29 protein-coding genes are annotated in these 26,063 nt (G+C 42.7%); 20 read left to right on the plus strand and 9 right to left on the minus strand.

Translation table 11 applies throughout. The features are described 5' to 3' along the window. Positions 1–53: 53 nt before the first annotated feature. Entirely contained in the window at positions 54–470 is a 417-nt protein-coding gene (gene rraB, locus SNR28_RS24280; protein ID WP_375751459.1) for a ribonuclease E inhibitor RraB, read from the minus strand. A 536-nt stretch (positions 471–1,006) separates the two neighbouring features. On the opposite strand from rraB, the gene arcA (SNR28_RS24285) reads away from it, so the two are divergent. The 9 genes from arcA (SNR28_RS24285) to SNR28_RS24325 all read left to right on the plus strand — a co-directional run bounded on the left by arcA (SNR28_RS24285) (position 1,007) and on the right by SNR28_RS24325 (position 11,325). Continuing rightward, complete coding sequence (gene arcA / locus SNR28_RS24285) at positions 1,007–2,227, plus strand: arginine deiminase (protein ID WP_375751461.1); 1,221 nt, start codon at positions 1,007–1,009, stop codon at positions 2,225–2,227. A gap of 511 nt (positions 2,228–2,738) precedes the next feature. Further along, positions 2,739–4,184: a YfcC family protein gene (locus SNR28_RS24290; RefSeq protein WP_375751462.1), complete on the plus strand. Its 1,446-nt coding sequence runs from the start codon at positions 2,739–2,741 to the stop codon at positions 4,182–4,184. A gap of 630 nt (positions 4,185–4,814) precedes the next feature. Then, the gene (gene arcA, locus SNR28_RS24295) at positions 4,815–6,035 is read left to right on the plus strand and encodes an arginine deiminase (protein WP_375751464.1); all 1,221 of its coding nucleotides are present in this window, start codon (positions 4,815–4,817) and stop codon (positions 6,033–6,035) included. Positions 6,036–6,081: 46 nt separating this feature from the next. Next, on the plus strand, positions 6,082–6,993 hold the full coding sequence (arcC, locus tag SNR28_RS24300; protein WP_375751465.1) for a carbamate kinase: 912 nt from the start codon (positions 6,082–6,084) through the stop codon (positions 6,991–6,993). A gap of 119 nt (positions 6,994–7,112) precedes the next feature. After that, positions 7,113–8,117, plus strand: a complete 1,005-nt coding sequence (locus tag SNR28_RS24305; RefSeq protein WP_375751466.1) for an ornithine carbamoyltransferase — start codon at positions 7,113–7,115, stop codon at positions 8,115–8,117. Positions 8,118–8,557: 440 nt separating this feature from the next. Then, the gene (pyrB, locus tag SNR28_RS24310; protein WP_375751468.1) at positions 8,558–9,487 is read left to right on the plus strand and encodes an aspartate carbamoyltransferase; all 930 of its coding nucleotides are present in this window, start codon (positions 8,558–8,560) and stop codon (positions 9,485–9,487) included. A 14-nt stretch (positions 9,488–9,501) separates the two neighbouring features. Further along, positions 9,502–9,966 (plus strand): aspartate carbamoyltransferase regulatory subunit, encoded by a 465-nt coding sequence (gene pyrI / locus SNR28_RS24315; RefSeq protein WP_375751469.1) that lies wholly within the window; start codon positions 9,502–9,504, stop codon positions 9,964–9,966. Between the two features lie 424 nt (positions 9,967–10,390). After that, complete coding sequence (locus SNR28_RS24320; RefSeq protein WP_375754167.1) at positions 10,391–10,846, plus strand: arginine repressor; 456 nt, start codon at positions 10,391–10,393, stop codon at positions 10,844–10,846. An 86-nt stretch (positions 10,847–10,932) separates the two neighbouring features. After that, positions 10,933–11,325, plus strand: coding sequence for a RidA family protein (locus SNR28_RS24325; RefSeq protein ID WP_375751471.1), 393 nt, complete (start codon positions 10,933–10,935; stop codon positions 11,323–11,325). A gap of 107 nt (positions 11,326–11,432) precedes the next feature. Here the strand turns inward: SNR28_RS24325 and SNR28_RS24330 are convergent, their stop codons facing one another. The 8 genes from SNR28_RS24330 to mlaF all read right to left on the minus strand — a co-directional run bounded on the left by SNR28_RS24330 (position 11,433) and on the right by mlaF (position 16,838). Next, a complete protein-coding gene (locus SNR28_RS24330) occupies positions 11,433–12,182 on the minus strand; it encodes a 1-acylglycerol-3-phosphate O-acyltransferase (RefSeq protein WP_375751472.1) in 750 nt (249 codons plus the stop codon). A gap of 69 nt (positions 12,183–12,251) precedes the next feature. Then, positions 12,252–13,517 (minus strand): UDP-N-acetylglucosamine 1-carboxyvinyltransferase, encoded by a 1,266-nt coding sequence (murA, locus tag SNR28_RS24335; protein WP_375751473.1) that lies wholly within the window; start codon positions 13,515–13,517, stop codon positions 12,252–12,254. A 10-nt stretch (positions 13,518–13,527) separates the two neighbouring features. Further along, positions 13,528–13,782 carry a BolA family iron metabolism protein IbaG gene (gene ibaG, locus SNR28_RS24340; RefSeq protein WP_375751475.1) on the minus strand — a complete coding sequence of 85 codons (255 nt, stop codon included), beginning with the start codon at positions 13,780–13,782 and terminating at the stop codon, positions 13,528–13,530. 12 nt (positions 13,783–13,794) lie between these two features. Then, positions 13,795–14,100 (minus strand): lipid asymmetry maintenance protein MlaB, encoded by a 306-nt coding sequence (locus tag SNR28_RS24345; RefSeq protein ID WP_375751477.1) that lies wholly within the window; start codon positions 14,098–14,100, stop codon positions 13,795–13,797. After that, positions 14,097–14,714 carry an ABC transporter substrate-binding protein gene (locus SNR28_RS24350; RefSeq protein WP_375754168.1) on the minus strand — a complete coding sequence of 206 codons (618 nt, stop codon included), beginning with the start codon at positions 14,712–14,714 and terminating at the stop codon, positions 14,097–14,099. The genes SNR28_RS24345 and SNR28_RS24350 overlap by 4 nt, the downstream gene beginning before the upstream one ends. A gap of 57 nt (positions 14,715–14,771) precedes the next feature. After that, a complete protein-coding gene (mlaD, locus tag SNR28_RS24355) occupies positions 14,772–15,248 on the minus strand; it encodes an outer membrane lipid asymmetry maintenance protein MlaD (RefSeq protein WP_375751478.1) in 477 nt (158 codons plus the stop codon). Between the two features lie 2 nt (positions 15,249–15,250). Further along, positions 15,251–16,042 (minus strand): lipid asymmetry maintenance ABC transporter permease subunit MlaE, encoded by a 792-nt coding sequence (gene mlaE / locus SNR28_RS24360; RefSeq protein WP_375751479.1) that lies wholly within the window; start codon positions 16,040–16,042, stop codon positions 15,251–15,253. Next, the gene (gene mlaF, locus SNR28_RS24365; protein ID WP_375751481.1) at positions 16,035–16,838 is read right to left on the minus strand and encodes a phospholipid ABC transporter ATP-binding protein MlaF; all 804 of its coding nucleotides are present in this window, start codon (positions 16,836–16,838) and stop codon (positions 16,035–16,037) included. Before mlaF ends, mlaE begins: the two co-directional genes overlap by 8 nt. A gap of 305 nt (positions 16,839–17,143) precedes the next feature. Between mlaF and SNR28_RS24370 the strand changes: the two genes are divergently transcribed. The 11 genes from SNR28_RS24370 to mgtE all read left to right on the plus strand — a co-directional run bounded on the left by SNR28_RS24370 (position 17,144) and on the right by mgtE (position 25,957). Continuing rightward, positions 17,144–18,109, plus strand: coding sequence for a calcium/sodium antiporter (locus SNR28_RS24370; RefSeq protein WP_375751483.1), 966 nt, complete (start codon positions 17,144–17,146; stop codon positions 18,107–18,109). A 19-nt stretch (positions 18,110–18,128) separates the two neighbouring features. After that, positions 18,129–19,097 carry an arabinose-5-phosphate isomerase KdsD gene (kdsD, locus tag SNR28_RS24375; RefSeq protein WP_375751484.1) on the plus strand — a complete coding sequence of 323 codons (969 nt, stop codon included), beginning with the start codon at positions 18,129–18,131 and terminating at the stop codon, positions 19,095–19,097. Positions 19,098–19,141: 44 nt separating this feature from the next. Further along, the gene (gene lptC / locus SNR28_RS24380) at positions 19,142–19,705 is read left to right on the plus strand and encodes an LPS export ABC transporter periplasmic protein LptC (RefSeq protein ID WP_375751485.1); all 564 of its coding nucleotides are present in this window, start codon (positions 19,142–19,144) and stop codon (positions 19,703–19,705) included. Then, a complete protein-coding gene (lptA, locus tag SNR28_RS24385) occupies positions 19,686–20,189 on the plus strand; it encodes a lipopolysaccharide transport periplasmic protein LptA (protein ID WP_375751487.1) in 504 nt (167 codons plus the stop codon). Before lptC ends, lptA begins: the two co-directional genes overlap by 20 nt. A gap of 1 nt (position 20,190) precedes the next feature. Beyond that, positions 20,191–20,916, plus strand: coding sequence for an LPS export ABC transporter ATP-binding protein (gene lptB / locus SNR28_RS24390; protein WP_375751488.1), 726 nt, complete (start codon positions 20,191–20,193; stop codon positions 20,914–20,916). Positions 20,917–21,039: 123 nt separating this feature from the next. Further along, positions 21,040–22,509: an RNA polymerase factor sigma-54 gene (locus tag SNR28_RS24395; RefSeq protein WP_375751489.1), complete on the plus strand. Its 1,470-nt coding sequence runs from the start codon at positions 21,040–21,042 to the stop codon at positions 22,507–22,509. Between the two features lie 24 nt (positions 22,510–22,533). Beyond that, positions 22,534–22,821: a ribosome hibernation promoting factor gene (gene hpf, locus SNR28_RS24400; protein ID WP_375751490.1), complete on the plus strand. Its 288-nt coding sequence runs from the start codon at positions 22,534–22,536 to the stop codon at positions 22,819–22,821. Positions 22,822–22,823: 2 nt separating this feature from the next. Beyond that, positions 22,824–23,267, plus strand: coding sequence for a PTS IIA-like nitrogen regulatory protein PtsN (gene ptsN, locus SNR28_RS24405; RefSeq protein ID WP_375751491.1), 444 nt, complete (start codon positions 22,824–22,826; stop codon positions 23,265–23,267). Between the two features lies 1 nt (position 23,268). Next, the gene (gene rapZ / locus SNR28_RS24410) at positions 23,269–24,162 is read left to right on the plus strand and encodes an RNase adapter RapZ (protein ID WP_375751493.1); all 894 of its coding nucleotides are present in this window, start codon (positions 23,269–23,271) and stop codon (positions 24,160–24,162) included. Between the two features lie 9 nt (positions 24,163–24,171). Further along, on the plus strand, positions 24,172–24,462 hold the full coding sequence (locus tag SNR28_RS24415) for an HPr family phosphocarrier protein (RefSeq protein WP_375751495.1): 291 nt from the start codon (positions 24,172–24,174) through the stop codon (positions 24,460–24,462). 127 nt (positions 24,463–24,589) lie between these two features. Continuing rightward, positions 24,590–25,957 carry a magnesium transporter gene (mgtE, locus tag SNR28_RS24420; protein WP_375751496.1) on the plus strand — a complete coding sequence of 456 codons (1,368 nt, stop codon included), beginning with the start codon at positions 24,590–24,592 and terminating at the stop codon, positions 25,955–25,957. Positions 25,958–26,063 lie beyond the last annotated feature (106 nt).

Below are 26,063 nucleotides of genomic sequence, written 5' to 3' on the forward strand. Positions count from 1 at the left end.
AAGGTATTGTATATTATTAAGTTTTTTATTACTGAAGAAGTTCAGTAAAGAGGTTACTCCTCTTCTTCGTCATCTTCTTCATTATAGAGGGCATCTTCACCTTCGTAATAGGTGCCCCAGCCATCATAAATTATGTCGTACTTTTCAGCCAAGTGGACCAGTTTCTCCACCTGCTCATCAATCACTTCAGCATTAAGTGCTGATTCCATTGTAGCGTCACAGCATAGAAGCTTGTTGCCATCTTCATCTTCTGTTTCTTCGGCTTCCAACACTTCAAAACCCATTTTGAAAGCTTCTACAACGGCCTTTTCTAGTTGCTCAAAGCTCTCTGCAAACAGATGATGCTCGATTTCATACAGTGAATCCGGCTCACTGCCATCTTCCAGAAGCGCAGCGATAATATCGCGGGTTTCTTCTTTCTGGATTTCAATTAATTCTTCGACCGTTAGGTACTCGTCTTGCTGAGACATACTGTGCTCCGGATTTTCGGCTAAAACATTAGAGGGAAGTCGCGGTGAAATATCGCATGGATTGCAATAAATTACCACCAGCAATGATCCTTATCCGGGTTAGTATGTCTTTGTTATAGTCGCTTGAGAAGCAAGTTATCACTACCAAACTGCGAATTATTCCGATTCGGCAAACTTTAGAACAATATCGTTTTTGTTAGCCTGAGTTACTGTCGGGTAAAAGTGACATTCTATCTCTTGTTGATGAATAGAATTTTTTCTCAAACCACCAGCCACCGTTTTTTTATCAATCTAAATCAAGATCTTAATGTCTTATTGTTAGTTTTATACGTCGAATGAAGACAGAGCATAAAAACTCAGATTTTTCGTACACCTCCCCCAAACAACCCTAAAAACAAACAACTGATATTAACTAAATATAAAGAATAATATCAAACAAAAACCAATTAAAAAGAAACATTATATTAACAATAGAGCTTGATAAATAGTTTCATACTTGTCATAAAGAAAAGAAGGAATCACTGTAAGGAAACAAAATGAGCAAATTATATGTAGGTTCAGAGGTAGGCCAACTTCGACGTGTGCTACTAAACAGACCGGAAAGAGCGCTTACTCACCTGACCCCATCGAACTGTCAGGAGCTACTGTTCGATGATGTTCTGGCTGTTGAAGCAGCAGGGGAAGAGCATGATATTTTTGCCCAGACTCTCAGAGAGCAAGATGTTGAAGTACTTCTTCTTCATGACCTTCTGGTTGAAACGCTCGCAGTATCAGAAGCAAAAGAGTGGCTTCTGAACAACCAGATATCCGATTTCAGGTACGGTCCTACTTTTGCACGAGATCTTAGAAATTACCTCTCCGAAATGGATAATGAACACCTTGCGACAGTATTGCTAGGCGGATTGGCTTACTCGGAGCTCAAGCTGAACTCAACTTCGATGCTACCGAAAATGCATCGTCCGCTGGACTTTGTCATCGAGCCTCTACCAAATCACCTGTTTACACGTGACACATCCTGTTGGGTATACGGTGGTGTATCTCTCAATCCCATGATGAAACCTGCTCGCCAGCGCGAAACCAATCACTTGAGAGCCATCTATCGTTGGCACCCTATTTTTGCAGGAAGTGATTTCGTCAAATATTTTGGTGATGAAGACCTTCATTATGACAACGCCAATATTGAGGGTGGTGACGTCTTAGTTATCGGTAAAGGTGCAGTCCTGATTGGCATGTCTGAAAGAACGACACCACAAGGTGTTGAGAATCTGGCTGCGAGTCTATTTAAGGCAGGACAAGCGAAAGAAGTGATCGCGCTTAATTTGCCGAAACACCGTTCTTGTATGCACCTTGATACTGTCATGACGCATATGGATATAGACACCTTCTCTGTCTATCCGGAAATAATGACCAGTCAACTCGATACCTGGCAGTTAACACCAGATGCGAAAGGTGGCATCAAAGCGAAACAGCAACCTAATTACGTAAAAGCCATAGAGTCTGCCCTCGGCATTGATCAGTTGAAGCTAATCACAACGGGTGGTGATAACTATGAAGCAGAGCGAGAGCAATGGAATGATGCTAATAATGTTCTGACGGTAAAACCAGGGGTAGTTATCGGTTACGAGCGTAATGTCTATACCAACGAGAAATATGATAAGGCAGGAATCAAAGTACTTCCTATTCCAGGCAATGAACTGGGAAGAGGAAGAGGTGGCGCCCGCTGTATGAGCTGCCCAATTGAAAGAGATAGTATTTAAATAACCCTCTCTACCGCTGGACATCGTTCCAGCGGTTTTGGATCTAGTTCAAACTTCTAGCATTTTATTGCATGACCTACGTCCTTAGAAAAATATGCATACTTTTCCCGTAGTCCGATCTTCCTGAAAAAGCAGCCTGGGTATTATTCACGAAATAGCGCATAAGTAATTCTACGTTCTTCATATAACCCCTAAATACAGCTTGTGCTTATAGGAAATAACTGAATTTAGTCTTGCATACTTTCCAAAATAACAACCAAAAACATAAACAGAATATTCACCCACTAAAGTTAAAAACAAACCCACAGCAATCCAACTAACACTTATTAGCTGAAATATTTCTCCATTTTTTATGTGATTGACAGCAAAGTTAGCCACCCCTTTATGGCTATATGATCTTCTCAGAAACACGAAAAATCATTCCTTTTTACATAACACTTTACGCCGATCCAAACAGTCGGTGCGCTGTTTTACACCCTGAAAAAACTCGTCTGGGTGCAAGGAGATAACGATGACAACACAAACCGTACAAAACGAAGAAAAAGGTGGCTTATTCGCCAACTTCAAATTTCCATCCGCCTACACCATATTATTTGCTTTGATTGCTATTGTAGCCATGCTCACCTGGATCGTTCCTGCTGGTCAGTATGACCGTCAGATGAATGAAGAGCTTGGAAGAGAAGTTCCTGTAGCGGGGACTTATCAGTCGGTAGAGGCTAACCCTCAGGGAGTTGTAGATGTACTGCTTGCTCCAATTGATGGTTTTTACGACCACAATTCTTATGAAGCAACAGCAATTGACGTATCACTGTTTATCTTAATCATCGGTGGCTTCCTTGGGCTGGTAACTAAAACCGGTGCAATCGATGCTGGTATTGAAAGAGTGACTCATCGACTCGAAGGAAGAGAAGAGTTGATGATCCCTATCCTTATGGCTCTGTTCGCTGCTGGTGGTACTGTTTACGGTATGGCAGAAGAGTCTCTACCATTCTACACCCTACTTGTTCCGGTAATGATGGCAGCGCGTTTCGACCCGGTTGTTGCAGCAGCCACGGTTCTACTTGGCGCAGGCATTGGTACTCTGGGTTCAACCATTAACCCATTCGCGACAGTAATCGCAGCAAACGCAGCCGGCATTCCTTTCACAGATGGCATCATCCTTAGAGTGATTATTCTGGCTGTGGGCTGGGCGCTATGTGTTGGTTATGTTATGCGCTACGCGAAGATGGTTCGTGAAGATCAAACTAAATCCATTGTTTACGACAAGTTCGAAGAGAACAAAAAACACTTCCTGGGTGACAAGTCTGACGAAGGCATGGAGTTCACAACAACTCGTAAAGTAATCCTTGCTCTATTTGCCGCTTCATTTGGCATCATGATTTACGGTGTTGCAATTGCTGGTTGGTGGATGGCAGAAATTTCAGCTATGTTCCTGGCAGCAACAATCATCATCGGCTTAGTTGCTCGTATGAGCGAAGAAGAATTTACAACCAGCTTTATCGATGGGGCTCGTGACCTTCTGGGTGTTGCACTGATCATCGGTATCGCTCGTGGTATCGTGGTGATTATGGATAGAGGTATGATTACCGATACTATTCTTAACTCGGCGGAACATATTGTCACTGGCCTGTCTTCAGTTATGTTCATTAACGTAATGTACTGGCTTGAAGTACTACTATCATTCCTGGTTCCTTCATCTTCAGGTCTAGCTGTTTTGACAATGCCAATTATGGCACCACTTGCAGACTTTGCTGGCGTTGGTCGAGAACTCGTCGTCACCGCTTATCAATCTGCATCAGGAGTCGTAAACTTAATTACACCAACCTCGGCAGTAGTGATGGGTGGACTGGCAATTGCACGAGTGCCATATGTTCGATGGCTAAAATGGGTTGCACCGCTACTGGGGATGTTAACTGTATTAATTATGGTTCTGCTAAGTGTTGGAGCAGTAATGTAGAACTAACCAGAATTAATCCATAATTCTAAAGCCACCGTGACGGTGGCTTTTTTCGTATATAAAAAAAGGAATTCATAAAACACTTATAATTAACAGCACTAAATTATCAACTTGTAAGAATGAATAAAATTGCATTCCAACTAATTAAAAATCTCCTTTAATATTAATTAAATTTTAAAAATACATTCCTAACAAGAACAAATAAACAAACCTTAATTTTACGACCAAGTTCAAACTTTTAAATAATCTTTGAAGAATTAACAAGCAAATTTCACTAACTAACACATAGGAAAACATAAATAGTGAATATTCTATCTTTTTACAGTCAACCCAAATAAAATACTATTGAATAAAATTCCAAACATAGTTATTCACCATTATAAAATCAATAACTTAAGATAAGATTGATGCTTAAAAAATGAATATAAGTCAATCAAGAACAATCCTTGCGAGCTGAATAAAAAACCCCATAAGTGACCAATTGCAAAAGAAATCACTGTGTGATCATGATCTCTTTTACTTAAGACTGAATAAGTAAAATTAATATCAAAGCTAAATAGCTATTCATTATTACCCTACAGCCGAGATTAATTAAATTTACTATATCGGCACTATATAGAGAGATAGAAAATGAGCAGATTCTATGTTGGTTCAGAAATTGGTCAGTTGCGTCGAGTATTATTACATCGACCTGAAAGAGCTCTAAATCATTTAACACCTTCCAACTGTCACGAATTATTATTTGATGACGTTCTTGCTGTTGAACAAGCAGGTAAAGAACACGATGTTTTTTCTAAAACATTAAAAGAACAAGGTGTGGAAGTTTTACTTCTTCAAGATCTACTAGCTGAAACTCTGGCTGTTCCTGAAGCGAAAGAGTGGCTACTGACCACGCAAGTATCAGAGTACCGTTTGGGACAAAGATTCGCCAACGATGTTCGTTGCTTTCTAGGTGATCAATCCAACTACGAACTTGCATCTATCTTACTTGGTGGCCTGAGTTACGGAGAAATGCCACTGCCATCTTCTTCTATGATGCGCAGCATTCATGAGCCAAACGACTTCATAATCAAACCCCTACCAAACCATCTATTTACTCGTGATACATCATGCTGGGTTTACGGTGGCGTATCTATTAACCCAATGGCGAAGAGAGCTCGTCAGCGCGAGACGAACCATCTACGTGCTATTTACCGTTGGCACCCAGAGTTCGCTGGTCAGGACTTCATTAAGTACTTTGGCGATGAAGAACGCAACTACGATTATTCAACTATTGAAGGCGGTGATGTTCTGGTCATTGGTAAGGGCTCAGTGCTGATTGGCATGTCAGAGCGTACTACTCCACAAGGCGTTGAACAGCTTGCATCTGGCTTGTTCAAACATGGCCAAGCTAAGCAAGTTATCGCAATGGAACTGCCTAAACATCGTTCTTGCATGCACCTGGATACAGTAATGACACATATGCGTGAAGATACCTTCTCAATCTATCCAGAAGTCGTTCGCAAAGACGTGAAATGCTGGAGCCTGACAGGTGATGAAACTGGCCGCGTTGACGTGAAAGAAGAAGGCTACTTCGTTACTGCAATTGAGAAAGCACTAGGTGTTGGTCAGCTTAACCTGATAACCACAGGTGGTGACAGCTTCGAAGCAGAGCGTGAGCAGTGGAACGACGCAAACAACGTACTGACAGTTAAACCAGGCGTAGTTGTGGGCTACGAGCGTAATGTATACACCAACGAAAAATACGACAAAGCAGGCATCACTGTACTACCAATTCCAGGTGATGAACTAGGCCGCGGCCGTGGTGGTGCTCGCTGCATGAGCTGCCCAATCGAGAGAGACGGAATTTAATTTATAGAGGCCGTCAGTGTAACGGCCTTCAATGAGAGATAAACCAATGACTAAACAAACTGTTGTAGTTGCCCTTGGTGGCAACGCCCTACTACGCCGTGGAGAGCCGCTTGAGGCAGAAACACAGCGTCAGAACATTGCTATTGCTGCTAAGACCATCGCTGAAATCGCTCAAGAGTACAATGTTGTACTGGTACACGGAAATGGTCCTCAGGTTGGCCTTCTTGCTCTGCAAGGTCTTGAGTATAAAAAAGTGAATCCTTATCCATTGGACGTACTTGGTTCTGAAACTCAAGGAATGATTGGCTACATGCTTATGCAGGAGCTAAAAAACATTCTTCCTAAACAAGATGTCACTTGCATGCTTACGCAAATGACTGTTGACCCGGAAGACCCTGCGTTTACCGATCCAACCAAGCCAATTGGCCCAATTTATGGGGAAGCAGAAGCCAAAGAGATGGCAGAGAAATATCACTGGACAGTGAAGCCTGATGGCGAACATTTCCGCAGAGTTGTACCTAGTCCGCTACCTACTGGTATTGTTGAACATGATGCAATTACAACACTTATCGATCAGGACCATTTGGTTATCTGTACTGGTGGTGGTGGTATTCCAGTTAAAATCGAAGACGGGAAGCTTGTTGGTGTAGAAGCCGTTATCGACAAAGACATGTCAGCAGCATTCCTGGCAAAACAGCTCCACGCGGACGCACTACTTATTCTTACAGATGCTGATGCAGTCTATCTTGATTGGGGTAAACCAACTCAAGAAGCAATCAGAACAGCAACACCAACTGAACTAAGCAAGATTGAGTTTGATGCAGGTTCAATGGGACCTAAGATTGATGCTTCTTGCGAGTTCGTAAAATCAGGTGGCAAGCTCGTTGGTATTGGTGCTCTTTCAGATGGCCTTAGCATTCTGAAAGGTGAAGCCGGCACAAATATTATCGCAAAATAAAAGAATACTTATTCACTTTTTACTCATAATAAGTTAAACATAGGTAATCGCGCTGATCACTTCATCTACTTTTAAAAAAAGTGGTCAGCCAGACAAGATTAAACAAGGGGATCATTAACATGGCTTTTAACCTTCGCAACCGTAACTTCCTAAAACTACTAGATTTCACTCCACGTGAGATTCAACACCTCCTTGAACTGTCTGCTGAGCTAAAAAAAGCGAAGTATAACGGTTACGAGCAACCTCGCTTAACTGGCAAGAACATTGCTCTTATCTTTGAAAAGTCTTCTACACGTACTCGTTGTGCATTTGAAGTAGCGGCTTTCGATCAGGGGGCTCAAGTTTCTTACATTGGTCCATCTGGCTCACAAATCGGCCACAAAGAATCAATGAAAGATACAGCCCGAGTTCTTGGCCGCATGTATGACGGTATCGAATACCGTGGCTTTGGTCAGGAAATTGTTGAAGAGCTAGGCGCATACGCTGGTGTTCCTGTTTGGAATGGCCTGACTAACGAGTTCCACCCAACTCAGATTCTGGCAGACTTCCTGACTATGCTAGAGCACGGCCGCGGCAAGCAGCTTCATGAAATTACATTTGCATACCTTGGTGATGCTCGTAACAACATGGGTAACTCACTACTTGTTGGTGCTGCGAAGATGGGTATGGATATCCGCCTTGTTGCTCCAAAGCAGTTCTGGCCTGAAGAAGAACTAGTTGCACAATGTAAAGAGATTGCAGAGCAAACTGGTGCGAAAATCACAATGACTGAAGATGTTCAGGAAGGCGTACAAGGTTGTGACTTCTTATACACTGATGTTTGGGTATCTATGGGTGAGTCTCAGGAAGCATGGGATGAACGCGTTAAGTTAATGACACCATATCAGGTAAACATGGACACAATTAAGGCAACAGGTAACCCACATGTGAAATTCATGCACTGTCTACCTGCATTCCACAACGATGAAACAACCGTTGGTGCAGAAGTAGCTGAGAAATATGGCATGGCTGGCTTAGAAGTGACTGAAGACGTATTTGAGTCAGATTACTCCATCGTATTTGATGAAGCAGAAAACCGTATGCACACAATTAAGGCGGTTATGGTTGCGACTCTGGGTCACTAATTTCAGGCTCTCACATTTATTTAGAACTTGTATTTCACGTTATTTTGCCAGCTCTTAGGAGCTGGCATTTTTATTCATAATTCATGTAAATGAATTAGGTAACCATTTGTTTTTAATTAATTTAACCACTAATCACAATCATTCTAATTTTGCATATTTTTTCATTTAAAGAATAGTTAACGCAATCGCTTGCGTTAACAAAAAATGGGCGTATAATCCTTCGCAATTTGTCTGAGAAGAGATAGAAAATGAACCACAAAGTGTTAGAGAAACAAGCACTGCGCCGACTACCATCGGCATCCGTTTTATTTTCTATTGATATTATTTTTTAAAAGAGCCTCCTTAATTAGGGGGCTTTTTTTTGGCCTTATACCAATCAGGACAAGTCGGAGCATAGTTACTTGCCCTAATTGGTACCACACATAAGAGGGAAGAGAGCAATGGCGAATTCGCTATATCAAAAGCACATCATTTCCATTCCGGAACTGAGCAGAAGTGAACTAGAACTGATAGTGGAAACAGCAGGTAAACTGAAAGCAACTCCGAACCCAGAGTTACTAAAAAATAAAGTTGTTGCTAGCTGCTTCTTTGAACCTTCAACTCGTACTCGCCTTTCTTTCGAGACAGCTATTCAACGTTTGGGTGGAACTGTTATTGGTTTTGATAACGGCGGTAACACCTCGCTCGCGAAGAAAGGTGAAACGCTGGCAGACTCCGTGCAGGTTATTTCGTCTTACGTAGATGCATTCGTCATGCGTCACCCACAAGAAGGTGCTGCGCGACTTGCATCTGAGTTTTCTGATGGTGTTCCGGTAGTGAATGGCGGTGACGGTGCAAACCAGCATCCAACTCAGACACTTCTGGATCTGTTCTCAATTTATGAAACACAAGGCCGTCTGGACAACCTAAATGTCGCTCTTGTAGGTGACCTAAAATATGGCCGAACTGTGCACTCCCTGACTCAGGCTTTGGCTAAGTTTGATAACAACCGATTCTTCTTTATTGCTCCAGATGCATTAGCAATGCCTGATTACATCTGCGAAGAGCTCGATGATGCCGGAATCCAATACAGTCTGCATAAAGATATCGAACAGGTTGTCCCCGAGCTTGATGTACTTTATATGACTCGGGTTCAGAAAGAACGTTTCGATGAGTCTGAATATGCTCATATCAAATCTGCATTTATTCTTTCGGCATCTCAGTTGGTTGAAGCTCGCGAGAACATGAAGGTTCTTCATCCACTTCCAAGAGTGGATGAAATTACGACTGATGTAGATAAGACTCAGCACGCCTACTATTTCCAGCAAGCGGAAAACGGTGTTTATGCCCGAGAAGCACTACTAGCACTTGTATTGAACGAAGAACTATAAGCAGGAGAGATAAGATGGCTAAAACAAAACTTCAGGTAGAAGCAATCCGTAACGGAACTGTTATCGACCATATCCCTGCAAATGTAGGTATCAAAGTACTTCGTTTATTCAGCAAAGATCAGCGTAATCAGAGAATTACTATTGGCCTGAACCTACCTTCTTCTGAGTTGGGAGCAAAGGATCTGATTAAGATAGAGAACGTTTATATCACGGAAGAACAAGCAAACCAGCTGGCGCTTTATGCACCAAAGGCAACGGTAAATCAGATTGAAGAGTATGACGTTACCAAGAAGATGAACTTATCTCTGCCAGAGTCTATTCAGGCCGTGTTTGCTTGTCCAAACACCAACTGTATATCTCACGGTGAGCCGGTAGACAGTAGCTTCAATGTAATTAAGAAGAAAGAAGATGTTCAGCTGAAATGTAAGTACTGTGAGAAAGTTTTCTCACGAGAAATCATGACAGAGACAAAAAACTAAGAGTCACTCAAGCTGTCACAAAACCTAGAATGACCCGCAATTTATTTGCGGGTTTTTTACGTTTTATTACCTTTGAAATTCCAAGTTTAGGCATAACAAATAACACTAAAACGTACTGTAAACACCTAACTAACTGTCTTCTATGGCAATAATTCCTCCCTCCGAAAACCCTTCGGATAAAAACCCTAATAGTCCGCATAAATATCAAACTTTTATGCCAATATTGAAGAAATTATTAGTTTTTTATTTGGTGAGCGCTATCAATAAATAAAGTGAAGTTAGGTGTTATCATCCATCACATAATAAAAAACACAAACCATAACAATGAGTTATTGCATGGACTAGCGATATACTTCTTACATATAGATCGATTGAAAAGAGGAGCTAAACCGTGAATACAACTTATGCTTCTGAGCCACTGAATATGCATACTGATGAAAATATTACAGCGGCCTGCAAACGTCTTTTACAACAGCAAAGTTTCCAAACTCAAGATGATATTCGGACCAGCCTCATAAAAATGGGGTATGACGACGTCAGCCAATCCACAGTGTCTAGACTGCTCACCCGCTTAGGTGTAGCCAAAGTACCCAATGCTTACGGAAAAAAAGTCTATTGCCTTACCATAGAAAATGAAGGCATTGAGGTTAACTCCGCAATATCTTCCCAGATTGAATTCATTACCCATAATCAACTTGTCGTTGTGGTGCGCACCCACCCAGGCAGTGCTCAACTAGTTGCAAGGATTATTGATATGCAGCCTCATTCCGAAATTCTGGGTACGGTTGGTGGCAATGACACCGTTATGATCGCTCCCAGGGATATCACTAAAATTGATGAGTGTGAGAAGATTGTAAGAACTCGTCTGGGTGTTCACTGAAGTCATTGACCTGTAAGAAAATGAGTAGCAAACTGGAAGCGTCTGAACCACGCAAGTGGCTATATATTAAATAATAAGGAAATCTAATGACTAAAGTGCTTCATACAGAAAATGCACCAGCGGCAATTGGCCCATACGTACAAGGTGTAGACTTAGGTAATATGGTAATGACTTCTGGTCAAATTCCAGTAATACCTGCGACAGGGGAAATCGTATCTGAAGATGTCGCTAAACAAGCTCGTCAGTCACTAGAAAATGTTAAGGCTGTTGTTGAGTCATCTGGGCTCAGCGTTACCGATATTGTAAAAATGACCGTGTTTGTAAAAGATCTAAATGATTTTGGTACTGTAAACGAAGTCTATGGCAGCTTCTTTGATGAACATAAAGTAGCAAACTACCCTGCCCGCTCATGTGTTGAAGTTGCACGCCTGCCTAAAGATGTGAAGATTGAAATTGAGGCAATCGCAGTAAGAAAATAATCTACTGGGTACTTAAATAGTAAAAAGCGTGAAGATTATATCTCTTCACGCTTTTTTGTTTTCCTGTTATCCGAAGAACAAGGTTCGTACGATAACTTTGACCGAAGCTATACTTCGTTCAGTCTCTTGGTTCCTGCATTTAGTGCATCAACCTCTGCATCCATCTCTTCAAGCTTCTGCTTCATTTGTTCACGGCATATGTTTGCTAGCTCACGAACATTTTCTTTGCCATAGCCTTCAGTGCTGATTGGTGGAAGCATCTCAATGATCACATGACCGTTGTCCCACTTGTTTAGGTTTAGTTTTCCCTGAGTGGTGCTGCATACGATAGGAATAATTGGTACACCCGCACCAATTGCAGTGTGAAAAGCACCCGTTTTAAATGGTAGCAAACCACGACCACGTGAACGCGTACCTTCAGGGAACATCCAGATAGAAGCGTCCGTAGTGTTCATCTTCTCTACGACCTGATCAATGGTACCTTTCGCCTTTGCCTTATTAAAACGATCGATAAGAATGTTACCAGTGATCCAGTAGAGCTGACCAAACAGAGGAATCCAAACCAGACTCTTCTTACCTACCGTCACTGTCTTTGGCGTAATAGCCGCAGAAACGGTAAACAAGTCCCAGGTGTTCTGGTGGTTAGCAATATAGACATGCTGACCTCTGGTATAAACATCATCGGGAAACCTAAGATCCACTTTGTAACCGAATATCTTACCCATACGGTGAAAGTGACGGCCAACCGAAAACACGTTTTTGGGATTACGCGGGCTTAACAAGCTGTAACCTACACCGAATACGAACATAAATACGGCAAATATCGCGACAGCGATAACACGTAATATAGCAATCATTGAATTTCCTCAGTAAAACTAAAAAAGCCGAAATCGAAGCTGATTCCGGCTTTCATTTTGGATGCAATTCTAACTCGACTCTTTGAATCGCTCAATATTTGCACCAAGTGCTGTTAGCTTATCTTCAATTTTGTCGTAACCGCGATCGATATGATAGATACGATCAACAATGGTTTCGCCTTTTGCAATACAGCCAGCAATAACAAGGCTAGCCGAAGCTCGAAGGTCTGTTGCCATGACCTGCGCACCACTCAAGCTATCAACATCACCGCAGATAACAGTGTTTCCTTCGATTTCCGCTTTGGCCCCCATACGTTGTAGTTCTGGCACGTGCATAAAGCGGTTCTCAAAGATAGTTTCCGTGATATGACCGCCACCTTTTGCAATCATATTTAGCAAAGTAAACTGTGCCTGCATGTCGGTTGGGAAACCTGGGTGTGGAGCAGTACGAATACTTACGGCTTTTAGCTCACGCCCCGTCATATCCAAACTAATCCAGTCTTCACCCGTTTCGATTGCTGCACCAGCTTCTTCAAGTTTCGCTAAAACAGCTTCTAATAATGAAGAGTTAGTATTGCGGCAAACAATCTTACCCTTAGATACTGCAGCAGCAACTAGGAACGTACCCGTTTCGATACGATCTGCAACGACAGAGTGCTTGCATCCACCGAGGCGCTCTACACCTTCGATAGTTATCGTATCTGTACCTGCGCCAGAAATCTTAGCGCCTAGTTTGTTTAGGAAGTCTGCCGTATCGACAATCTCTGGCTCGCGAGCTGCGTTATCCAGTGTTGTGGTTCCATCAGCCAATGCCGCTGCACACATAACAGTGATAGTGGCACCAACACTCACTTTATCCATCACAATGTGAGCACCTTTTAGGCGACCATCAACTTCAGCTTTTACGTAACCTTCGTCCAGGGTAATAGTCGCACCCAATTGCTCAAGACCATTGATATGCAAATCAACAGGACGAGCACCGATTGCACAACCACCCGGAAGAGAAACCTGACCTTTACCAAAACGAGCAACCAAAGGACCTAAAGCCCAAATAGAGGCACGCATGGTTTTAACTAAATCATATGGTGCGCAATATTCGTTAATTGCACTACCGTCAACGTGAACTGAGCCATTACGCTCTACTTTTGCACCAAGGCGCTTAAGAAGCTCCATGGTTGTATCGATATCGCGAAGCTTAGGAACGTTAGCAACTTCTACTGGTTCTTCCGCTAGGATTGAGGCAAACAAGATCGGCAGAGCCGCGTTTTTAGCACCAGAAATTAATACTTCACCGTTTAAAGGGGTGCTAGACCCTTTAACTCTAAATTTATCCATTGTAAAACCTTTAAAGCGACATCAATTTTTTGTCGCGAGCCCATTCTTCAGGAGTGTATGTCTTTATTGATACCGCATGAATATCATTTCGTTGAATGTATTCCATCAGAGGAGCGTAAATTGTTTGTTGTTTTTTTACACGGCCCATTTCTTCAAAGCAAGGGTCTACAGCAACCACTTCAAATTGGCTACCTTCACCTTTAACATGAACTTCCTGAAGATCGAGAGCGTCTTCAATGATTTTTTTAACGTCGCTACTTTCCACGATATGTCCCGTTTAATCTTTTAAATTCTTTGCCAGCATACCTTCAACATTGCTTAGTTGAAAAAGTGTGCACAGTTCTTTTGGCACGAAGCTGAGCATTATATGACAGTTTAGATTTTTTGCATGCTCTATTAACTGAATTAATAATGCCATTCCTGCTGAATCAATTCGTTCCGATTTCTCTAAGGATATTTCCAGCTCAGACTGTTCTGGATTCCATTGCAAAATTGCTGCCCATATACCCGGAACAGTGTCCCGTGTAAGCTCACCAATCAGCTGATATTTCCCATTCTGATTCAACCATTGAGGGTGACTCATTTCTGCTCACCTTCAAAGCGAATTGGTTTTTCTGCTAGTTTGAAAAGTTCTTCACTCACAGCAGGAACACCATCTTTTCTGATTTTACCATTCCATTCTGACTGTTTGCTTGAAAGTAAGCTTACCCCTTCAGCTATCATGTCAAATGCTTTCCACTCACCAGACTTTTTGTCTTTTCGCAGTTTAAATTCAAGCTTGATGTTAGGGCGCGGAGCATCGATAACATCCAGTTTCACAGAAGTGATTCGCTTTCCGGTTGGAACCGGCTTTTCTGGTTCAAACTCAATTGTCTGGTCGGTATACAGTGTCAGAGCTTGGGCGTAAGAGGTCACAAGGTACTGATGAAAAGCGTCAATAAATTCTGGAATATCCTCTTTCTTGGCTTTTTTAAGGTTCGGACCAAGTACTTTAAGAGCAGCATAACGATAGTTTACGTAAGGCATCAGCTCTTCTTCTACCACTGTTTTCAGAAGTTCAGGTTGTTCACGGATCTGCTCTTTTTCTGCTTTAAGTCGTGCAAACGTACTTTCTGAAACCGCCTTCATCATTTCATAAGGCTTTGTTTTATCAACTTCCTGAGCAGATGCAGTTGTCGTTATCAGAGCGAATCCCATAAGCACCTGAGCGCAAAAACGATAGAAGTGTGAGGCTTTATAAAACATATTCAAATCTTACTCCTCCGAGTCTTTTGAGCTATATAGGAACTGGCCTATCAGATCTTCCAGTACCAAAGCTGACTTCGTATCTTCAATATAGTCGCCATCGCCAAGCATTTCGATATCATCAAATACAAAGCCTGGTACCAATCCGATATACTGCTCACCAATCAATCCGGATGTCAGGATCTGCGCACTGGATGATTCAGGGAAATGCCCGAAGCTTTCATCAATAGATAAAGTAACGACAGGAATGTACTGTTCTGTGTCTAAATCAATCGCACTCACTCTTCCTACGACGACACCACCAATTTTCACTGGTGAACGCACTTTTAGGCTACCAATATTGTCAAACGATGCTTTTAATTCATAGGTGTTACCTGAGCCAAGTCCGGTCACATTTGCGATCTTAAAGATCATAATTAAAATCGCGATAACGCCTGCTAGTATGAAGGCACCTACCCATAATTCCAATTTACGTGTTTGTTGCATTTTTAGTTCCCGAACATCAAGGCAGTTAGGACAAAGTCTAGCCCCAACACTGCTAAAGAAGAATGAACAACGGTACGAGTGGTTGCTTTACTGATGCCTTCAGACGTAGGTACAGCATCGTAACCGTTAAACAGAGCTATCCACGTAACTGTGATAGCGAAGACCATACATTTGATAAAGCTATTGCCAATATCTTTTCCAAGCTGAACTGAAGATTGCATCGCAGACCAGAAACTACCGTGATCGATACCTTTCCAGTCGACACCAACAAGCTGACCACCCCAGATACCCACAGCCATAAAAATCATGGCAAGCAATGGCATTGAAATCAAACCTGCCCATAAGCGAGGAGCGATCACTCTCTTGAGAGGATCAACGGCCATCATTTCCAGACTGGATAGCTGCTCCGTTGCTTTCATTAAGCCGATTTCCGCTGTCAAAGCAGAACCCGCTCGCCCTGCAAACAGCAGTGCTGTAACGACAGGCCCAAGCTCACGAAGAAGAGATAGAGCAACCATCTGCCCTAAACTGCCTTCCGCACCATAATCGACCAGTACAACAAAACCTTGCAGGCTCAGAACCATACCGATAAACAAGCCGGACACGACGATAATAGCTAAAGATTGAACGCCAACGCTGTATAGTTGCTTTACGAGCAATGGAAAATTCTTGATAGGCTGAGGTTTGTTCGCGATAGCGCCAAACAACATAAGACTTGCGCGTCCCCAGGCACTCACAAGCCTCAAAGTTCTCTGCCCAATACCAGCGATTGAATCCATTAAAGTATCAATCATTATTAAACAACCCTTTTGAAATATCGGAAGCGGGGAAACGGAAAGGTACTGGTCCATCCGCCTGGCCCTGAAGGAACTGCTGCACCATAGGATCAGGGTTATCCCTCAACTCCTGAGGCGTTCCTGTTGCAATAATTCGCCCATCCGCGAGCAAATAAACGAGGTCAGCAATGCTCATTACTTCAGGAACATCGTGAGAAACGACTATCGAGGTTAAACCCAATGCCTGATTTAAGTTTCTGATTAACTCAACTAACACACCCATTGTTATAGGATCTTGTCCGACAAAGGGTTCGTCATACATTATCATCTCAGGGTCAAGCGCTATTGCCCGTGCCAATGCCGCTCTTCGTGCCATACCGCCCGAAAGCTCACTAGGCATCAGTTTTTCAGCCCCTCGTAAACCAACTGCTTCTAGTTTTAGCAGAACCATGGTACGGATAATTTCCTCGGGGAGCTCCGTATGCTCTCTTAGCGGGAATGCAACATTGTCGAATACGTTTATGTCGGTAAAGAGAGCGCCTGACTGAAACAGCATGCTCATTTTCTTTCTTGCTATATATAGCTTAGAGCGTTTCAATGTAGGAATGTTCAGGCCATCAAACCATATTTCGCCCTTTTCTGGCGGAATCTGACCACCAATAAGCCTTAATAAAGTCGTTTTACCGATGCCCGACGGGCCCATAATTGCCGTTACTTTCCCTTTCGGTACTTTTAGACTGACGTCATTAAATATCGCCCGATCACCACGATAAAAACTAAGGTTGTTAATTGTGACTAGATCCGTTGTCGACATATATATACTTATTTTGTATAGATGAGCTAATGCTCGAAAAGAATCCCAATGATATGGAATATCACCCGTGTGTAAAGTAAAACTATTTTCCGGTGGAATTTGACATCTTTATCAGCGTATAATTCACAAAATTTTTTGACTGAGGTCGAATTTAGCTATTCCCAAAGAGGTACAACACGATTCTAATGGTGTTAACATATGCAAATTCGATATTGATTTTCTTCAAACTTAAACTTCCCTTTTTATACGCTTAACGTCAGAATTAGCGGCCCTATGTTTAATAGTGAAACTTTGTAGGAATCATCATGATTGAAGCAGTAGCCTTGCTGATTTTGGGCTTGATACTTTTAGTGTGGAGCGCAGATAAGCTAGTTTACGGTGCCGCAGCATTAGCTCGAAACTTTGGCGTCTCTCCTCTTGTCATCGGTATGACCATACTTGCTATGGGATCATCTGCACCTGAGATGATGGTGTCTGCAACAGCTGCCCTAGCTGGTAAAACCGATACAGCAGTAGGTAACGTGCTTGGATCAAACATCGCTAATATTGCGTTGATTCTAGGTATCACTGCTTTAATTAAACCTCTTTCTATCAGTTCAGCGGTCATTCGCCGTGAACTACCTCTGATGATTGTGGTCACTCTATTAGCTGGATTGATTCTTTGGGACAGTCACCTTGGCTTCTATGAAGGCGTTCTTCTGTTTGTTCTATTCGCCATGTTTATCATTGCGATGCTGGCTATTAGCCGAAAAGAAAAGCAAAGGGGAGATGCGTTTATCGACGAGCAGGAATCTGAAATCCCTGACGACGTTAGTAGCTCAAAAGCGACGATTTGGGTCGTCATAGGCTTGCTATTGCTACCATTCGCTGCAGATATGCTCGTTGATAACGCAGTGATCATCGCTAAGCACTTCGGTATGAGCGATCTGGTTATTGGCCTGACAATCATTGCTATTGGTACAAGCTTACCTGAACTCGCCGCTTCTTTAGCTGGTGTTCTAAAAGGTGAAGATGATATGGCGGTAGGTAATATCATCGGCTCCAATGTATTTAATATTCTGGCTGTGATGGGAATTCCGGGAATCCTGAACCCATCAATGCTAAGCGAACATGTTATGGGACGTGACTTTTGGGTCATGCTCATCGTTTCTATGTTGTTGGTATTGTTTGCTCTGGGTAAGTCTCGTAGCATTAATCGCTTTGAAGCTGGATTCCTATTTATCAGCTTTATTGCGTACCAAGTTTATCTATTTATTCATATGACGGCCTAAAGAGCAGGAGCCAAATCAGATGACAAACTTTGACTTCAAGAGTGCAGCAAATGATGTACTTAATATTGAAATAAAAGGCCTACAACAACTTTCTCAATATATAAATCAAAGCTTTGTGGATGCTTGTGAACTCATCCTAAACAACAAAGGTAAAGTTGTTGTGATGGGTATGGGTAAATCTGGTCATATCGGTAAAAAAATTGCAGCAACATTAGCAAGTACTGGCACATCATCATTTTTTGTCCACCCGGGAGAAGCTTCTCACGGTGATTTGGGCATGATTGAGCCGGGTGATATTGTTATCGCCATCTCTAATTCTGGTGAATCGTCAGAAATTCTAGGTCTGTACCCTGTACTAAAACGCCTGAACATTCGAATCATCAGTATGACTGGTAAGCCCCTATCTACAATGGCTAAACTGTCAGATATTCACCTGCAAATAACGGTTCCAGAAGAAGCTTGCTTCCTTGGTCTTGCGCCAACCTCTAGTACAACAGCGACCCTTGTTATGGGAGATGCCCTTGCAGTCTCACTAATGAAAGCAAGAGGTTTTACATCCGATGACTTTGCACTGTCACACCCAGGTGGTGCATTAGGCCGTAAACTGTTGCTAAAATTAAATGACATTATGCACTCTGGTGAACAGTTACCCAAAGTAAAGCCAACAGCTTCAATTAAAGATGCGCTTTTAGAGATTTCGCAGAAAGGTTTGGGTATGACAGCCATTGTCGACGAGAATGATGTTGTGATTGGTGTATTTACAGATGGTGATCTGCGTCGAATGCTGGATAAGCAAGTTGATATCCACGAAACGGCTATTTCTGAAGTGATGACCCATAACCCAAAAGTTGCATCACCAAACCTGTTGGCTGTTGAAGGTGTAAACCTTATGCAGGAAAAAAGCATCACTGCACTTCTGTTATGCGAAGAAGAAAAATTAGTGGGTGCTGTGCATATGCATGATCTACTGAAAGCTGGCGTAATGTAATGTCAGCTATAGTTGATTCCTTAATATATTAAGATACAGGTACTATGAATTTCGCTCGAATAATTTACTCACTGCTGATAATTGTTTCTGCTTATTCTGCCTATTACCTCTATCTTGGCAGGCAAGAACTGAATTTGCAGGTAACACCAGACTTAGAGCTACCGACCTTAAGTGGCAAGAATGTTGACAACACTAGCTACAACCAGTCGGGGATCAGAAGTTATCGAGTAACTGCTAAAAACCTGGATCACTATGCGAAAAGCGGTGATACCGTGTTTGAATACCCTGTTCTTTTTGTTTTCAAAGAAGGCAAAGTAGAAGAATGGGAAATAAATGCCGATCGAGGCGTGCTGGATAAAAAGCATGTATTGCGATTATATGGTAATGTTCTAGCAAAGAACCTATTACCGAATGCCAGTTTCGATACGATGGCAACGGATGAAATGTTAATCCATTTGGATAACCGGGATTTTTGGGCTGATAACCCGGTAGTACTTGTTGGCCCCCAATTTGAAAACAAAGGGCAAGCGATGAAAGGAAACTTCGGTGAAAACGTCGCTACCCTATATAACAATGTACAAGGTAGATATGAAACTCTCACACCTTAGTCTAATTGCTTGTCTATTCGCCACATCAAATGCGTTCGCTTTGTCGAGCGACTCAGAGCAACCTATTTATATCGATTCAGATTCACAACATCTGGATATGAAAAGCAACAAAGTAACCTTTTTAGGTGACGTAAAGCTTAAACAAGGCAGCATCAATATCAATGCTGACAAAGTAATCGTAATCCGTAGTCAGATCGACGATACGTTAAAAGAGATCGAAGCCTACGGTGAACCAGCAACCTTCTCTCAATTGACTGATGAAGGTAAAACATTGAAAGGTAGAGCAAAAGAGCTTTATTACAATGTTGATGACGATCAGCTAACTATGCTAAAAGAAGCTGTTCTAGCTCAGGATGAAAGTACCATCCAGGGTGAGAAGATTACTTATAAAATCACCTCTCAGAAGCTAACCGCTGATGGCGGACAAGGTGAAGAGAAGAAACGGGTCTCTACCGTACTTCAACCAACACAAACTAAGCAGTGATATGGCATTATTAAGAGCAGAGCACTTAGCTAAAAGCTACAAGAACAGAAAAGTTGTTGCTGATGTAAGCCTGAAAGTTGAATCGGGTCAAATCGTCGGCCTTCTAGGCCCTAACGGTGCAGGTAAAACCACCTCGTTTTATATGATCGTTGGTCTTGTTGCCAGAGATGAGGGCCAGATTCTTATCGATGATCAGGATATCAGTGTTCTTCCAATGCACAGCCGTTCCAGAATGGGGATAGGTTACCTTCCTCAGGAAGCTTCTATTTTCCGTAAGCTATCTGTAGAAGATAACATTATGGCTGTTCTTCAGACTCGTAGTGAACTGAGCAGAGAAGATCGTCAGGATCGCATGGAAGACTTGCTGGATGAGTTTAACATCCAACATATCCGTAAAAGTAACGGTATGGCACTTTCAGGTGGTGAACGCCGCAGGGTTGAGATTGCAAGAGCATTGGCTGCAAACCCACAGTTTATCCTTCTGGATGAGCCTTTCGCAGGTGTTGACCCAATATCCGTTATTGATATTAAGAAGATTATTGAACATTTGCGAGACCGCGGACTTGGTGTTTTGATTACAGACCACAACGTAAGAGAAACTCTGGATGTCTGTGAGCGCGCCTACATAGTAAGTCAGGGGCACCTGATTGCAGAAGGTACGCCAGATCAGGTACTTGCAAACGAACAGGTTAAGCAGGTGTATCTGGGCGAACAGTTCAAATTATGATACGAGGGCTAAACAAACACCACGTTGCTCTCAGTTTATCAGCCTGATCTGCATATTATGGAAACTTGGTTATATACTTAAAATGTAACCACGCTAAAAGAATAACAAGGTAGTAAATACTGAATGAAACCTTCATTACAACTCAAGCTAGGTCAACAGTTAGCGATGACACCTCAGCTGCAGCAGGCAATAAGGCTGTTGCAACTGTCAACCTTGGATCTCCAACAAGAGATTCAGGAAGCTTTAGAGTCAAACCCGCTACTTGATGTTGATGAAGGACAAGAAGAGTCTTCTGGTGAAGAGGCAGCCAAAGCAAAAGAAGAATCGGCTGCGGAGCAAAGTGAAGAATTTGTATCTGAGCCAGATGCTCCAGATAGCTCTGAGGTTATTGAGAAATCAGAGATCAGTAATGATTTAGAAATAGACGCATCCTGGGATGATGTTTATAGCGCAAACACAGGCAATACCGGCATAGCATTAGATGACGATATGCCAATCTATCAGGGTGAAACAACCCAAAGTCTTCAGGACTACCTTCTTTGGCAACTTGATTTAACGCCCTTTTCCGATACCGACAGAACCATAGCAACGGCTGTAATTGATGCTGTTGACAATTTTGGTTACCTGACTATTTCTGCAGAAGAGATCTTAGAAAGCTTAAACCTTGAAGACGTAGAGCTCGATGAAGTAGAAGCCGTTCTAAAAAGAATTCAGCAGTTTGATCCACTTGGAGTTGCCTCTCGAAACCTGCAAGAGTGCCTGTTGCTTCAGTTGGCTACCTACCCCGAAGATACGCCTTGGTTGCAGGAAGCCAGACTGATTCTGGAAAAACACATCGATCAGCTTGGCAACCGTGATTACAAGCTCATCATCAAAGAAAGCAAGATTAAAGAAGCAGAGTTAAAAGAAGTGATGACTCTGATTCAGCAACTCGATCCAAGACCGGGCAGTCGAATTACGCCTGATGAAACTGAGTATGTCATTCCAGATGTATCGGTGTTCAAGGATAAGGGTAAGTGGACAGTTGCTATCAACCCTGACAGTGTTCCTCGCCTAAAGGTAAACCAGCACTATGCTTCTCTTGGTAAGGGAAACAGCGCAGATAGTCAGTTTATCAAAAGCAACCTTCAAGAAGCTAAGTGGTTGATAAAAAGCTTAGAAAGCCGAAATGAAACATTACTCAAAGTTGCTCGCTGCATTGTTGAGCATCAGCAGGATTTCTTTGAGTATGGTGAAGAAGCGATGAAGCCAATGGTTCTAAACGACATCGCTTTAGCCGTTGATATGCATGAGTCCACCATTTCCAGGGTTACGACTCAGAAGTTTATGCATACACCAAGAGGTATATTTGAACTTAAGTATTTCTTCTCCAGCCATGTAAGTACGGATAATGGTGGAGAATGTTCGTCTACAGCAATTCGAGCTTTGATCAAAAAATTAGTTGCGGCAGAAAACACTGCTAAGCCACTAAGTGATAGTAAGATTGCTGCATTATTGGCTGACCAAGGGATAAAGGTCGCACGACGTACGATTGCAAAATACAGAGAGTCTCTGGGTATTGCCCCTTCCAGCCAGCGTAAACGCCTGCTTTAGGCAGCACAACAAGAAGGAAAGTCTATGCAAATCAATATTAAAGGCCATAACGTTGATCTTACGGATTCAATGCAGGACTACGTTCATTCGAAGTTTCAGAAGTTAGAACGGTTTTTTGATCATATCACCAATGTTCATGTGATTTTACGCGTAGAAAAAATGAACCAAATTGCCGAAGCAACCCTTCATGTGAGTCAGGGAGATATTCACGCAACGGCTCAGGATGAAAATATGTATGCATCTATTGATGCGCTCGTTGATAAGCTGGTACGTCAACTTAATAAACACAAAGAAAAATTAAATAGTCATTAGTCATGCAAATTAGCGATGTGCTAACACTGGACTGCACGAAAAGTGCAGTCCAATGTTCAAGTAAAAAACGTGCTCTGGAGATCATTAGTCAAATCGCAGCAGAGCATAGTGGGCAGAACTCAACGGAATTGTTTGAATGTATGCTCAACAGAGAAAAAATGGGAAGTACCGGTATCGGTAACGGTATTGCTATTCCTCACGCAAGAATGTTTTCATGCGATCGTGCTATAGCTGTCTTAGTTCAATGCGAGGAAGCCATTGATTTTGATGCGATAGACAATAAGCCTGTCGATATACTGTTCGCTCTTCTCGTTCCGGATGCTCAATGTAAAGAGCACCTGAAAACCCTGTCTTCGATGGCCGAACGCCTCAACGATAAACAGACTCTAAAACTACTTAGAAATGCTAAGAGTGATAAAGAGCTGTTTGAAATCATGACAAGCTAAAATGAGCCAGACAAAAACACAACCCAGCGAAAAGACACGGCTTATTATCGTTAGCGGCCAATCTGGCGCGGGTAAAAGTGTCGCACTGCGAGTACTAGAAGATCTAGGCTACTACTGTGTTGATAACCTTCCAGTCGACCTTCTACAGCAATTTGTCACTTCGGTACAAGGCAGTAAGCAAAACGTTGCGGTAAGCATCGACATACGTAACCTTCCTAATAACCCGGACTTATTGCACGACACAATAGAGCAGCTTAAAAATTACTCTGATGTCACTGTCATTTTTCTGGATGCCAGTCAGGAAACGCTGCTGAAGCGCTATAGTGAAACCCGACGTCTACACCCGCTATCTCTTGGTGATGACAAACTTACTCTTCAGCAAGCCATTGAAAAAGAAAAGCAACTTCTTGAAGAACTTAAAGAGCAAGCCGATTTAGTACTAGATAGTAGCAATCAATCGCTGCACGATTTAAGTGAAACGGTTCGTATGCGTGTCCTGGGTAAAGAGTCTAAGGAACTGGTTATGGTGTTTGAGTCATTTGGCTTTAAATACGGTATCCCAACCGATGCGGATTACGTGTTTGATGTGCGTTTTTTGCCAAATCCACACTGGGAACCATCGTTAAGGCCATTAACCGGACTTGATAAACCTATCGAAAAGTTCCTTGCATCACATGCTGCTGTGAATGAGTTTCAACAAGACACACAAGGTTTTGTTGAAAAATGGTTACCTCTGTTGGAGAAAAACAACCGTAGCTACCTTACTATTGCTATAGGTTGTACCGGAGGTAAACATCGCTCTGTCTATCTGACTCAGCAGATAGGACAATACTTCCGAGACAAAGGGAATCAGGTACTCATCAGACATAAGTCTTTAGAGCAGCATCACAAGTAGGTTGTATCTATGCAGGGAAGTGAAATACAAAGCAGTAAAACCGTTTTAATTCAAAATCGGCTAGGGCTACACGCAAGAGCAGCGGTGAAACTGGTTGAACTGGCGCAGAGCTTTGACGCAGAAGTCACGTTAAGCAACGAAGAAAACAAAGAGATGGGTGCAGACAGTGTTATGGGGCTCATCATGCTGGAGTCTGCTCAGGGACAGCACGTAACCGTAACAGCAAAAGGGCCTCAGGCAGAACAAGCTCTTGTTGCCGTTTGCCACCTCATCGAAGACAAATTCGAAGAAGACGAATAGTCTGAATTTTACCCACTCTAAACCCTTCCGTGTTTAATATCTCTCAGCGTCATAAGAATTTATTAAACTTGAGTATAGAATTAAGCTATTATTCAGAGCATTAGCGAAACTATAAAGGTAGGTGGGCATGGCAGAGCAGCTGCAGGAACTCGAACAAACACCTGAAACCCATCAAATCCTTCAGGAAGTCACAGAAGCCCTTGATAACGGCCGGTTTGTTCACGTTCGGCGTCAACTTCAGGACATGGAGCCTGAAGATATCGCTCACCTTCTCGAAGCCTCTCCCCGTAAATCCCGTGATGTACTTTGGCAGCTCACCGACCCGGAAGACTACGGTGATATTCTTGACGAACTGAACGAAGATGTAAAAGACGATGTCGTCTCTAAAATGGCCCCGGAAAAGCTTGCTGAAGCCACCGAGGGCATGGATACGGATGACTTAGCATACGTTCTTCGAAGCCTTCCTGATGACGTTTCAAAAGAAGTCCTTTCACAAATGGACTTCGCTGACCGGGATCGTGTTGAGAAAGCTCTCTCATACCCTGAAGACACCGCTGGCGGTATTATGAATACCGACGTAACCACTATTCGTGGAGACGTGGATGTAGACGTGGTGTTGCGATATCTCAGAATGAAAGGTGAACTGCCTGATGTTACCGATGCTCTTTATGTTATTGATGAAGAAAGCCGTCTGATTGGTCACCTGTCTCTGACAACCTTGATTACCACTCAGCCAGACGTACAAGTCAGTGAGGTGATGGACGACGCTGACGAAGCCATCCCTGTTGAAACACCTGAATCTGACGTTGCTAGCCTTTTCGAACGTCGAGACTGGGTATCAGCACCAGTCGTAGATGAAAACCAACACCTTGTTGGTCGTATCACCATTGATGACGTGGTTGATATCATCCGTGAAGAAGGTGACCACTCAATGATGAGTATGGCGGGTATGGACGATGATGAAGATACCTTTGCCCCTGTATTCAAATCTGCCAGACGAAGAAGCGTATGGTTGGGTGCCAACGTGCTCGCAGCGCTAGCGGCCGCTTCTGTTTCTAACATGTTTGAAGCAACTCTCGACCAAATGGCAGCTATCGCAGTCTTAATGACTATCGTGCCATCTATGGGCGGTGTTGCAGGTAACCAGACCGTTGCTCTGGTTATTCGTGGACTTGCACTGGGTCAGATTGGTGACAGTAACAAACGTGAACTTCTGCTAAAAGAAGCAGGTATCGGCCTTTTAAACGGTATTTTGTGGGCCTGTATTATTGGTGGCATAGTCATAGTATGGAAAGGAAACTGGTTGCTAGGAGGCATTATCTCGGCAGCAATGCTTACCAACCTGTTAGTCGCTGGTATTGCAGGGGTAGTTATTCCTGTATTGCTTAAAAAGATGAATATCGACCCTGCTTTGGCAGGAGGAATGGCACTAACAACCGTGACTGATGTCATTGGTTTATCCGTATTTCTTGGATTGGCAACGATATTTATCTAGAAAAAATACTCTCGCTCCCATGCTCCTGCGTGGGAGTGTATAAAAACTAGAGCTTCGTTCTCTGACGGATTGAATACAGTAATGCGTTCCCACGGGAACAGTGGGA

Source organism: Vibrio iocasae (genome assembly GCF_042245395.1).
GTDB lineage: Bacteria > Pseudomonadota > Gammaproteobacteria > Enterobacterales > Vibrionaceae > Vibrio > Vibrio iocasae.